Source organism: Lutibacter sp., from assembly GCF_041596795.1.
GTDB lineage: Bacteria > Bacteroidota > Bacteroidia > Flavobacteriales > Flavobacteriaceae > Lutibacter.
This window is the reverse complement of record NZ_JBFHHX010000104.1, coordinates 1-11,881: the sequence shown is the minus strand read 5'-3', so window position 1 is coordinate 11,881 and position 11,881 is coordinate 1. Positions and strand designations below refer to the sequence as shown.

Sequence of the window (11,881 nt, the reverse complement as noted above, 5' to 3'; positions counted from 1 at the left end):
GTAAACTATTTTCAAAACCTATTTAAAAGCTTGTATTCCTGTAATATCAAATCCAGTAATTAATAAATGAATATCATGTGTTCCTTCATAAGTTACCACACTCTCTAAATTCATCATATGGCGCATAATTGAGTATTCTCCTGTAATTCCCATAGCACCTAATACTTGGCGAGCATCTCTAGCTATTGTTAAGGCCATATCAACGTTATTTCTTTTTGCCATTGATATTTGGGCAGAAGTTGCTCTTCCTTCGTTTTTAAGCACTCCTAATCTCCAAGTTAATAATTGCGCTTTGGTAATTTCTGTAATCATTTCGGCTAATTTTTTTTGCTGTAATTGTGTTCCTGCAATTGGTTTGTCAAACTGAATACGTTCTTTAGAATATCGTAATGCGGTATCATAACAATCCATAGCTGCACCAATGGCTCCCCAAGCAATTCCGTATCTGGCAGAATCTAAACAGCCAAGTGGTGCACCTAAACCGTCTTTATTTGGTAAAATGTTTTCTTTCGGAATTTTTACATTATCAAAAATTAGCTCACCCGTTGCAGATGCTCTTAAACTCCATTTGTTGTGTGTTTCAGGTGTTGTAAAACCTTCCATTCCTCGTTCTACAATTAATCCTTTAATGCGTCCTTCTTCATTTTTTGCCCAAACAACGGCAATATCAGCAAAAGGAGCATTTGAAATCCACATTTTTGCACCGTTTAATAAATAATGGTCGCCCATATCTTTAATTTTGGTTTCCATTCCTCCTGGATTTGAACCGTGATTTGGTTCGGTTAATCCAAAGCATCCTAAAAATTCTCCACTCGCTAATTTTGGTAAATATTTTTGTTTTTGAGCTTCATTTCCATATTTCCAAATTGGGTACATAACTAAAGATGATTGTACTGAAGCGGTAGATCGCACACCAGAATCACCACGTTCAATTTCTTGCATTATCAATCCATATGAAATTTGGTCTAATCCGGCACCTCCGTATTCTTCTGGAATATAGGGTCCAAAAGCACCAATTTCTGCCAATCCTGAAATAATAGAAGTTGGAAATTTTGCCTCTTGAGCGGCTTGTTCAATAATTGGTGAAACAGCTCTTTTTACCCATTCACGTGCTGCATCTCTTACTAAAAGATGCTCTTCAGATAATAAATCATCTAATTGATAATAATCTGGTGCTTGAAATAAATCTTGTGACATACCTGTTTTAATTTGGTTTTACACAAATTTACTAATTTAAAGTCTTTAAGAATTTGATTTTTTAAAATCTTTTATTCCTTACATTTGTGGAACATGTTTAATACTTAAAGTTTCTAGAATTCTAAGTGCGCTAAAGTTAGTTGATTTTGAGAATAAAGAATTTAGTAGGCAACTTGAGAAAAGAATTAAAGGGAATATGTACTATTTTCACTTCTATTAAAAAAACTTAAACACTTTAAATTTTAGGCATTTTTGTCGCAATATTTATGAGATACACTTTAGGAAAAGATGAAAAATTAAAGGGAAGAAAACTAATAGAATTATTGTTTTCTGAAGGTAAACGTGTAAAATCGTTTCCAATTCAATTAATTTATATCAAAAATAATAAAGAAATGGAAAAGCCAATTCAAGTTGGTTTTTCGGTGCCTAAAAGAAATATAAAATTAGCTGTAAACAGAAACAGAATTAAAAGAATGTTACGTGAAGTTTATAGGTTAAATAAGCATAAATTTTTAGATAATTTAAAAGATCCGTACGTGTTTATGTTTATTTATATGGCTAAAGAAGAAATAAATTATGCTGAATTAGAACAAACTTTAAACAAATTATGTGATAAGTTTTTTACTAAAATAGAAGAAGATGAGCAAGATTAAAAAATGGATATTAGGTGTTGTTGGAGTGCTTTTAATTGGAATATCTGTAGGATTTCAATCTAACTTTTTTGAAATTGCTAAGCAAATAGATATTTATACAACCATGTTTAAAGAACTAAACATGTTATATATAGATGAGGTAAATCCTGCAAAACTAAATCAAAAAGCAATGAATCATATGTTGCAAAGTTTAGATCCTTACACTGTATTTTTTGATGAACAAGGAATTGAAGATGCCAGAATTGCAGCAACAGGAGAATACGGTGGAATAGGTACTTTGGTAGATTTTAAAAATAATTCGCTGGTAGTAAAAGAGTTGTTAAAAGATTCGCCTGCCGAAGGAGCAGGAATAAAACCAGGAGATAAAATTTTAAAAATTGATGCTATATCAGTAAAAGATTTTGATGAAAAAGGAGCGGCAACATTGTTAAATGGCTTACCAAATACAACGGTTAATTTAGTATTAGAGCGTCAAAATAAAACCTTTGAAGTAACGGTTACCAGAAAAAAGATAGATATTAGTCCAGTTCCGTATTTTACAATGTTAAATAATGAAGTTGGTTATATTTCTTTTGTAAAATTTAATGAAAGTGCATCGGCAGAAGTAAAAAAAGCATTTTTAGAATTGAAAGACCAAGGAATGAAAAAACTAATTATTGATGTAAGAAGCAATCCTGGCGGATTGTTAAATGAAGCAGTAAAAATCACCAATTTTTTTATTCCAAAAGACAAAATTGTAGTAACAACAAAGGGGAAAATTGAAAAATTTAATGAAACTTTTAAAACTCAGCAAGAACCATTAGATTTAGAAATCCCTATTTCCATTTTAATAAATAATAGGTCAGCTTCTGCATCCGAAATTTTAGCTGGCTCATTACAAGATTATGATAGAGCAGTAATTGTTGGTGAACGTTCTTTTGGAAAAGGTTTAGTGCAACAATACAGAGAACTTTCGTATGGTACACAAATGAAATTAACCATATCAAAATACTATACGCCAAGCGGACGATGTATTCAAGAATTGGATTATACAAATAGAGATGACAATGGAAATATTCCTAAGTTTTCTGATAAAGGCAGAGAGAAATATAAAACAGCTGTAGGAAGAACTGTTTACGGAGGCGGAGGTATTTTACCAGATATAACATTACAAAAACCTGAAACCACAAAAACAACAGAAATTTTATTAAACTCTGAAGCGTTTTTTAATTATGTAACCAATTATTTTTATGAGAACAAAACCATAGAAGATCCTTCAAAGTTTAATCTATCTTTAAATCAATATGAAAATTTAAGAAACTATTTAGCTAAGAATCATCATAATTTTGAAACTGAAACTGAAACGGAATTTAAAAAAGCAAATGAGAAAGCACTTACTGAAAATTTACATAGTAATTTATCAGCAGTATACAAACAAGTTTTAGAAACTATTCAATCAGAAAAATTAAAAGAATTAGATAAAAACAAAGAAGAGATTATTGATAAATTAACTGAAGAAATTGTAAAAAGGTATTATTTTGTAGAAGGTGTTTATCAACAAAAAGCAAAATTTGATCCAGTAATTTCAAAAGCCGTTAATTTATTAAATAGCCCTGAATATCAAAAAATATTAAAAAATTAACCAGAACAATTTCTTAAAATGTAACCAATATACAATTCAACAGATATATTGTATCTTTGGCTTCCAAAAATTTAAACTATGCAACAATCAAAAATAAAAGGCAGAACAAGAGCGCAGGAATCTTCTGGCGCCATAGAACGATTATATATTTCCATGCGTCATTTATTTAGCAGAGGTTTTTACAAACCAATGGGAATTTCTGGCGATGCTTTGCGTCAGGCATTACTATTATTGCGCCCAGAAATTTACGGATCTATTGCTGAAGAAAAATTAGAATTAAACGGTTTAATTTATGTGCTGGAAAGATTGCCAATTGGTATTGAAGAATGTAGATATATTAATTTAACTGCAGATGAAGGGTATTCTAATTCGCATTTTAAACCAATTATTCCGCCTAAAAGAAGACGAAACTGTTATAGAATTGATAAAGATCAAATGAATATTGAGGTAACCCGCGGAAGATCAGAAATATATGATATTTTAACACACCTTACTTTCTTATTTATAGAATCGCATAAAATTGCTGAAAAAGTTCTTATTGAAGAAGGTGCAGATACTATTAGAGAATGGAAAAAACTGGAAGAAGTAGTACTTCATAATAAAAAATTATCTAGAAACGAATGCGATATTTTATTGGCACACGTAGCTGGTATTATTGGTAGAACTTTTGAGGAGGCGCAAAAAGTGCATAATGTTTTAGGAGAAAAAAATAATCCAGATCGCTTTTTTCAAATTATTTATTGGTTAGGATCTTTAGCTATAAATGAAATAGTTGATAATGCAAAAAGAGCCATTTCTTTTAGCCCAATTTTAAGAGAAAGAATTGGTCATCATATTTATGGAGAAATTTGGGCCGATAATATTAAAGAGGTGTTAATTGAAAAGAATTTACAAGGAAGACCAATTCATATTATTAGTGCAAATATGCATAGTGTTATGAATTCTATTTATGCTCCAGTAGTATTGCCAAAGCAAATTATTAATAACGATCCAATTTCTTTATATGTATTATTAAGCAAAGAAGAAAACGAAGATTTACGTGCTCAGGTTACCGAGTACGCTTCAAAAAATGGATTAACGTTTGTTCCAGATACTTCAGGAACTAACATTGATGTGCAAATTATTGATACAGATAAAATTGATATTAGTAAAACTCAATATGTTATTGATAATAGTTTAGAACACGATGAAAAACCTGTAATTATTGTAATGGATTATGCATTTGGTGAACAGGCCTATGAAACTATGGATGAGTTGTTAAAACCTTTTAAATGTGAAAGCGGCAAAAAGCATCATTTAAATGTAGATTCTATATCAATTATGGGAAAAGCTGGAATTTTAGAAGGTGGTAAAGGAGATATTATGATTCCATCATCGCATGTTTTTGAAGGAACAGCCGATAATTACCCGTTTAAAAATCAGTTAAATAAAAAAATGTTCGAAGGTTGTGGTGTTGATGTGTATGCAGGTGCAATGGTAACGGTTTTAGGAACTTCACTTCAAAATAAAGATATTTTAAAGTTTTTTTACAATTCAACTTGGAGTGTTATTGGGTTAGAAATGGAAGGAGCACATTACCAAAAAGCAATTCAGGCAGCTGCTAAAATTAGAGGAAATATATCCAGCAAAGTAAAGGTTAGATATGCATATTACGCATCAGATAATCCATTAGAAACTGGTAGCACATTGGCATCAGGAGGTTTAGGAACAACAGGAGTATTGCCAACATATGTAATTACCCAAAAAATATTGGAACAAATATTTTAATAAATTTGGATAGAAAAAGTTACATATTTCCAAAAAGGATTTTTGATGTTAGTTTTTCCATTATTGTAATTATTACAATTTTAAGTTGGTTGGCTCCATTAGTTGGACTTATAATTTTTTTTGAATCTGGCGAAAGAATGTTTTTTCACCAAGAAAGAGTTGGGAAAAATGGTAAGCTTTTTAAAATATATAAGTTTAAAAGTATGAGGGGAAACTCTCCTATAAACGATCCTCTTTTATCTAAAGATGAAGCTGTTAGAATTACAAAATTCGGACGTTTTATTAGAAAGTATCGAATAGATGAATTCCCTCAGTTTATAAATGTTTTAAAAGGAGAAATGAGTATTGTTGGTCCAAGACCAGAGCGTCAGGTGTTTTTAGATGAAATAATGAATCACATACCTAAATATAAAGAAATTCAAAAATTAAAACCCGGAATTACATCTTTAGGACAAGTTAAATATGGATATGCAGATGATATAGAACAAATGCTTAAACGTGCCAGATACGATTTAATTTATTTAGATAACCTATCTTTGCGTACCGACTTTAGAGTAATTTTAAGCACAATTAAAGTGGTTTTTGAAGGTAAAGGACGATAATATTATAACAAAACAAAATGAACGTATTAATACTAGGATCAGGAGGAAGAGAACATGCTTTTGCATGGAAAATAGCACAAAGTAAATTATTAACTAACTTATTTATTGCTCCAGGAAATGCAGGAACAAAACAATTAGGGACTAATTTAGCAATTGACCCAACAGATTTTGAGGTTTTAAAACAACATGTTTTAGCCAATAACATTAAATTAGTGGTTGTTGGTCCAGAAGATCCATTGGTAAAAGGAGTTCATGATTTCTTTTTAAATGACAACGATTTAAAAAGTATTGCTGTAATTGGTCCAGAAAAATACGCGGCACAATTAGAAGGAAGTAAAGAGTTTGCTAAAGAATTTATGGTGCGTCATAATATTCCAACAGCAGCTTATGAAAGTTTTACTGCAGAAAATTTAGAAGACGGTTATAAATTTTTAGAAACCTTAAAACCACCATATGTTTTAAAAGCCGATGGTTTGGCTGCAGGTAAAGGTGTTTTAATTTTAAATAATTTGCAAGAAGCAAAAGATGAATTAAAAGAAATGTTAGCCAATAAAAAATTTGGCGAAGCAAGCAGTAAAGTTGTAATTGAAGAATTTTTAGATGGAATAGAGCTTAGCTGCTTTATTTTAACCGACGGTAAAAGTTATGTAAACTTACCAAATGCTAAAGATTACAAGCGTATTGGAGAAGGTGATAAAGGCTTAAATACAGGAGGAATGGGAGCTGTTTCACCAGTTCCTTTTGCAAATGATGCCTTTATGAAAAAAATTGAAGACCGCGTTATAAAACCAACTGTTGATGGTTTACATAAAGACAACATACCATATAAAGGTTTTATTTTCTTCGGAATTATTAAAGTGGATAATGAGCCAAAAGTTATAGAGTACAATTGCAGAATGGGCGATCCAGAAACAGAAGTAGTAATACCAAGAGTAAAATCTGATTTTTTAGAATTGCTTATTGCTGCTGGAAATAATGAATTGCACACTAAAACTATTGAATTAAACCAAGAAAGCGCATGTACAGTTGTGCTAGTTTCTGGTGGATATCCTGAAGCCTATGAAAAAGGAAAAGAAATTCACGGTATAAATGAGGTGGATAATTCTATTGTTTTTCACGCAGGAACAACCCTAAAAAACAATACCGTAGTTTCAAACGGAGGTAGAGTTTTAGCGGTAACTTCGTATGGAAAAAATTATAAAGAAGCATTAAAACAATCGTATATAAGTATTGATAAAATTTGCTTCGATAAAATGAATTTTAGAAAAGATATTGGTTTTGACCTTTAAAAAAAAATTCTTGTAGCGCCATTAAATTGGGGATTAGGACACGCAACACGTTGTATTCCTATTATCAATTCCTTAATAAAAGCTAATTTTGAACCAATTTTAGCAAGTGATGGCAATGCGTTGTTATTGCTTCAAAAAGAATTTCCGCAATTAAAGAGTTACATATTACCAAGTTATAATATAAAATACACAAAAAGCAGTTGGATGTTAAAATTCCAGCTGCTTTTAAGTATTCCTTCAATAATTTCAGCTGTAAAAAAGGAAAAACAACTAGTTGCTGAAATTATAAATAAAGAAAACCTTGTTGGAATTATTTCCGATAACAGGTTTGGTGTTTACAGTTCTAAAATTCCTTCAGTTTATATAACACATCAATTAAATGTTTTATCTGGGTTTACAACGTTTTTAACTTCAAAAATTCATCAAAAAATAATTAAAAAATTTACAGAATGTTGGGTTCCTGATGTAGAATGTGAACAGAATGTATCGGGAAAATTAGGGCGTTTAAAAAGCCACAATTTTACTATAAAGTATATTGGAGTGTTAAGTAGATTTAAAAAGCAGGAAATAGCTTTAAAATACGATTTAACGGTTTTGCTTTCTGGTCCAGAACCACAAAGAACACTTTTGGAAAATAAGTTACTTTCTGAATTAAAAAACTACGTTGGAAACGTTTTATTTATTCGAGGCGTTTTAAATGATAATGAAACAATTTCTGTTGCTAAAAATATTAAAATAGTAAACTATTTATTAGCAAACGAATTAGAAACTGCCTTAAATGAGAGCAATTTAATACTTGCAAGATCTGGTTATTCTACCATTATGGATTTAGCTGTTTTAGGTAAAAAAGCTTTTTTTATTCCAACTCCAGGACAAAATGAGCAAGAGTATTTAGCTAAATTATGCCAATTACGTAAAATTGCTCCGTTTGTAAAGCAAAAAGATTTTAACTTGAAAAAGCTTGAAGTTTTAGAAGAATTTGAAGGATTTAAGCAGGTAGAAACAGAATTAGATTTCGGGCTTTTCCAGCTTTTCTAAGGTAAATGAAAACTCTGAACCTTTACCAAATTCGCTTTTTAACGATATTTTTTGGTTATGAGCTTCAATAATATGTTTAACAATAGAAAGTCCTAACCCAGATCCTCCTTGTTCTCTAGATCGGCTTTGGTCAACTCTGTAAAAACGCTCAAAAAGTCGTGCTTGATGTTCCTTTTTTATACCTTCACCATCATCAGCAATTTTAACAACAATTTTTCCTTTGTTATCTTGTTTTACGGTTACCATTGTAGTTCCTCCAATTTTACCGTATTTAATGGAGTTTACTAATAAATTAGTAAGTACTTGTTCTATGCGTTCAACATCTCCAATTACCATTATAGGAAATGTATATTGTTTGTTAAAAACCAGTGAAATATTTCTCTTTTTGGCTTTCATTTCTAACAACTCAAAAACATCTTGTATTAAATTAATAATGTTAAAAGGTTGTTTGTTTAAATTTAAATCGGCAGCTTCTAATTTTGAAATTAAATCTAGGTCTTTTACAATAGAAATTAAACGTTCTACACCTTTGTTAGCTCTATTTAAGTATTTTGGACCAATTTTTTTATCGTTCATTGCGCCATCAGCTAATGTTAGCAAATAGCCTTGAACGGTAAAAAGTGGTGTTTTTAACTCGTGCGAAATATTACCTAAAAACTCACGTCTATAACTCTCTCTTTGATTTAAGTTTTTAATTTGAAGTTGTTTGTTTTCGGCAAATTTTTCAACCTCACGAGAAAGTGTTTCTAAATCTGAAGTAATAGAGGTTTTATTAAAATCCGACTTATCTAAAATAGAAACGCTATCGTATATTTTTTTAATACGTTGATAAATAAATTTCTCTAAACGAAATTGCGAAATAATAAATGTGAAGCTAAAAACTATGGCTATAAATAGCAACAAATAGGTGAAATTAAATACAATATCTAAAACCAAATATGCCGATAAAAATAAGGTAATAGTTGTTAGTAAAGTAATGTATAACGATGTAATAAAAGCAAAAGCATATGTTTTTTTAATCTTCATCTATTACAAATTTATAGCCAACTCCTTTTACGGTTTTAAAGTTATCATCGCCAATTTTTTCACGCAATTTTCTAATATGAACATCAATAGTTCTACCACCAACAACAACTTCATTTCCCCAAACACTATCTAAAATATCTTCGCGTTTAAATACTTTTCCTGGTTTTGATGCTAATAACGAAAATAACTCAAATTCCTTACGTGGTAACGATAGTTTTTCACCATCTTTTATAATAACATATTCTTCTCTATCTATAGTAATTTCACCAACATTTACTTGTTCTGAAGTTGAAGAAAATCCATTTTCAAAATCAGTAACCCTACGTAATAATGCTTTAATTTTACTTACCAAAAGTTTTGGTTTTATGGGTTTTGTAATGTAATCATCGGCGCCAACATCAAAGCCTGCAACTTGCGAATAATCTTCTCCACGAGCCGTAAAAAAAGTAATTAATACGTTTTCTAATTCTTTAGTTGCTCTAATTTTTTCACAAGCTTCAATGCCATCCATTTCTGGCATCATAATATCTAAAATAATTAAATGCGGAATTTCTTTTTTGGCTACTTTAATTGCTTCAACACCATTTTTGGCCGTAAAAATTTTATAGCCTTCACTTTTTAAATTGTAACCAACTATTTCTAAAATATCTGGTTCGTCATCAACCAATAAAATTTTAATATCTGAGTTTTTCATAGTGTTAAAAAATAAATACTTTCAAAAGTACTGATAAAATGTTATTTCAAAACCTGTAGAAGTAAAGTATTTAAAATTATAACAATTACATAACATTAAACTTACACTTTATTAATGTTTTACTACTGTTTATTAAGTTTACATAATATTTAAAGAATTTAAACGTTGTTGCCCCCTTTTTGTTTAGATTATTTAATAAATTTGAGGAATATTTATTATTTATTAACTTTTATTAACTTTTTAAAACAAAATTATATGAAAAAACTTTACATTTTATTTATTACAATTTTTATTTCAACGCTTAGTTTTGGGCAGAATGTTTTTATTAATGAAATTCATTATGACAATATAAGTGGTGATACCGGTGAGGGTTTTGAAATCGCTGGACCGGCAGGTTTAGATTTAACAGGCTACAAGATGGTTTTGTATAACGGAAATGGAAATAATGTTTTATCTACTATCAGTTTGAGCGGTGTGTTTACAGATCAACTAAACGGTTATGGAATGATTTGGTTTGCCTCTGGGATGCAAAATGATCTTGAAGCAATGGCGTTAGTGAATTCATTAGATGAAGTAGTTCAATTTTTAAGCTACGAAGGTGTAATTACAGCAATTGATGGGCCAGCAATTGGAATGACATCTACAAATATAGGTGTTTCTGAATCAAACACTACTACTCCTGTTGGATACTCTTTACAGTTAACTGATGCAGGATGGGTTGGTCCTACATTAGCGACCTTAAATGCCCCAAACTCTGATCAGACGTTATCTACAACAAAAAACCAAATTGATGGTTTTGCTATGTATCCTAATCCTGTTGCTAATGGAAGATTTTCAATTTCATCTAATAGCAATGCCGATAAGTTTGTAGAAATATACTCGTTATTAGGAAAACAAGTATATAGCAAAAACGTAAAAGCTAGCCAAACTATTGAGGTTTCTAACTTAAGCAGAGGTGTTTATATTTTAAGAGTAGAAGAAGAGGGGAAAATTGCAACTAGAAAATTAGTTATTCAATAACAATTTTTTTTACAAGTTTTTAAAAAGCATTTCTGAAGTAGAAATGCTTTTTTTTTAATTAGTTAAGATAGATTTTTAGAAACGTAAGTTGGAGTGTTTTTTGTGCAGTAAAAGGGAACAAAAAACGTATCGAGAACCGTTTTTGTCTGAAATTTTTCTTGTACTCGAGACAATTTTCTACTAAAAATCACTCGAACTGACGAAAAATTATCATCAAAAACTAATTACACTCAATGGTTTTTTTTATTTTTATATCAAAAATAAGCTATGAACTTAAAATTAAATTTTGAAAACATTCTGTTTTTAGATATAGAAACCGTTCCTGAAGTAGAAAATTTTGAAGATTTAACACCTGAAAAACAGGAATTATTTTCTTTAAAAACACAATACCAACGCAAAGAGGATATTACTGCAGAAGATTTTTACGAACGTGCTGGAATTTGGGCAGAATTTGGTAAAATTATATGCATATCCGTTGGGTATTTTGTGAATTTTAATTCGGAAAATAGAAGTTTTAGAGTTACATCTTTTATTGGTGATGAGGTTACTATTTTAGAAGATTTTAAAGATTTACTTAGAAATCATTTTAATAAAGCACATCATTTGTTATGCGGACACAACGGAAAAGAGTTCGATTTCCCGTTTATTGCACGTAGAATGATTATTAATAGTGTTTCATTACCAGAAAAACTGAATTTATTTGGTAAAAAACCTTGGGAAATTCCACATTTAGACACCATGGAATTATGGAAATTTGGTGATTATAAACATTTTACGTCCTTAAAATTATTAACTTCAATTTTAAATATTCCTTCACCAAAAGATGATATTAGTGGGAGTGAGGTTGCTGAGGTATTTTATAAGGAAAAAAATATTCAACGCATTGTTACTTATTGTGAAAAAGATACCATTGCTGTAGCACAATTATTATTGCGTTTTAACAATCAATCTATTTTAACTAATGAAGAAATTGT

The 11,881-nt window shown here is 30.1% G+C and carries 11 protein-coding genes; 8 read left to right on the top strand and 3 right to left on the bottom strand.

Annotated elements, in window-relative coordinates; genetic code table 11:
- Positions 1-18 precede the first annotated feature (18 nt).
- Positions 19-1,197, bottom strand: coding sequence for an acyl-CoA dehydrogenase family protein (locus ABY298_RS11705; RefSeq protein ID WP_372746243.1), 1,179 nt, complete (start codon positions 1,195-1,197; stop codon positions 19-21).
- A gap of 266 nt (positions 1,198-1,463) precedes the next feature.
- On the opposite strand from ABY298_RS11705, the gene rnpA reads away from it, so the two are divergent.
- The 6 genes from rnpA (at position 1,464) to ABY298_RS11675 (ending at position 8,167) form a co-directional block, all read left to right on the top strand.
- Positions 1,464-1,850, top strand: coding sequence for a ribonuclease P protein component (gene rnpA / locus ABY298_RS11700; protein WP_372746242.1), 387 nt, complete (start codon positions 1,464-1,466; stop codon positions 1,848-1,850).
- A complete protein-coding gene (locus tag ABY298_RS11695; RefSeq protein ID WP_372746241.1) occupies positions 1,837-3,471 on the top strand; it encodes a S41 family peptidase in 1,635 nt (544 codons plus the stop codon). Before rnpA ends, ABY298_RS11695 begins: the two co-directional genes overlap by 14 nt.
- A 78-nt stretch (positions 3,472-3,549) precedes the next feature.
- The gene (locus ABY298_RS11690) at positions 3,550-5,238 is read left to right on the top strand and encodes a hypothetical protein (RefSeq protein WP_372746240.1); all 1,689 of its coding nucleotides are present in this window, start codon (positions 3,550-3,552) and stop codon (positions 5,236-5,238) included.
- 5 nt (positions 5,239-5,243) lie between these two features.
- The gene (locus ABY298_RS11685; RefSeq protein ID WP_372746239.1) at positions 5,244-5,840 is read left to right on the top strand and encodes a sugar transferase; all 597 of its coding nucleotides are present in this window, start codon (positions 5,244-5,246) and stop codon (positions 5,838-5,840) included.
- Between the two features lie 17 nt (positions 5,841-5,857).
- Positions 5,858-7,129 (top strand): phosphoribosylamine--glycine ligase, encoded by a 1,272-nt coding sequence (purD, locus tag ABY298_RS11680; protein WP_372746238.1) that lies wholly within the window; start codon positions 5,858-5,860, stop codon positions 7,127-7,129.
- Between the two features lie 204 nt (positions 7,130-7,333).
- Positions 7,334-8,167 carry a glycosyltransferase gene (locus tag ABY298_RS11675; protein ID WP_372746237.1) on the top strand — a complete coding sequence of 278 codons (834 nt, stop codon included), beginning with the start codon at positions 7,334-7,336 and terminating at the stop codon, positions 8,165-8,167.
- Here ABY298_RS11675 and ABY298_RS11670 read toward each other — a convergent pair.
- Together ABY298_RS11670 and ABY298_RS11665 are read right to left on the bottom strand one after the other, a co-directional pair.
- Positions 8,138-9,193: a sensor histidine kinase gene (locus ABY298_RS11670; protein WP_372746236.1), complete on the bottom strand. Its 1,056-nt coding sequence runs from the start codon at positions 9,191-9,193 to the stop codon at positions 8,138-8,140. The genes ABY298_RS11675 and ABY298_RS11670 overlap by 30 nt on opposite strands.
- On the bottom strand, positions 9,183-9,887 hold the full coding sequence (locus ABY298_RS11665; protein WP_372746235.1) for a response regulator transcription factor: 705 nt from the start codon (positions 9,885-9,887) through the stop codon (positions 9,183-9,185). Before ABY298_RS11665 ends, ABY298_RS11670 begins: the two co-directional genes overlap by 11 nt.
- 255 nt (positions 9,888-10,142) lie before the next feature.
- Between ABY298_RS11665 and ABY298_RS11660 the strand changes: the two genes are divergently transcribed.
- Together ABY298_RS11660 and ABY298_RS11655 are read left to right on the top strand one after the other, a co-directional pair.
- A complete protein-coding gene (locus ABY298_RS11660) occupies positions 10,143-10,907 on the top strand; it encodes a T9SS type A sorting domain-containing protein (RefSeq protein WP_372746234.1) in 765 nt (254 codons plus the stop codon).
- 267 nt (positions 10,908-11,174) lie between these two features.
- On the top strand, positions 11,175-11,881 hold a 707-nt coding region (locus ABY298_RS11655; protein WP_372746233.1), incomplete at its 3' end, for a 3'-5' exonuclease.

What these genes read in the sequence shown, in the direction of transcription:
- ABY298_RS11705 (WP_372746243.1), bottom strand. Translation starts at nt 1,197, where the DNA reads ATGTCACAAGATTTATTTCAAGCACCAGATTATTATCAATTAGATGAT.
- ABY298_RS11675 (WP_372746237.1), top strand. Translation starts at nt 7,334, where the DNA reads ATGTTAAAATTCCAGCTGCTTTTAAGTATTCCTTCAATAATTTCAGCT.
- purD (WP_372746238.1), top strand. Translation starts at nt 5,858, where the DNA reads ATGAACGTATTAATACTAGGATCAGGAGGAAGAGAACATGCTTTTGCA.
- ABY298_RS11670 (WP_372746236.1), bottom strand. Translation starts at nt 9,193, where the DNA reads ATGAAGATTAAAAAAACATATGCTTTTGCTTTTATTACATCGTTATAC.
- ABY298_RS11660 (WP_372746234.1), top strand. Translation starts at nt 10,143, where the DNA reads ATGAAAAAACTTTACATTTTATTTATTACAATTTTTATTTCAACGCTT.
- ABY298_RS11695 (WP_372746241.1), top strand. Translation starts at nt 1,837, where the DNA reads ATGAGCAAGATTAAAAAATGGATATTAGGTGTTGTTGGAGTGCTTTTA.
- rnpA (WP_372746242.1), top strand. Translation starts at nt 1,464, where the DNA reads ATGAGATACACTTTAGGAAAAGATGAAAAATTAAAGGGAAGAAAACTA.
- ABY298_RS11690 (WP_372746240.1), top strand. Translation starts at nt 3,550, where the DNA reads ATGCAACAATCAAAAATAAAAGGCAGAACAAGAGCGCAGGAATCTTCT.
- ABY298_RS11665 (WP_372746235.1), bottom strand. Translation starts at nt 9,887, where the DNA reads ATGAAAAACTCAGATATTAAAATTTTATTGGTTGATGACGAACCAGAT.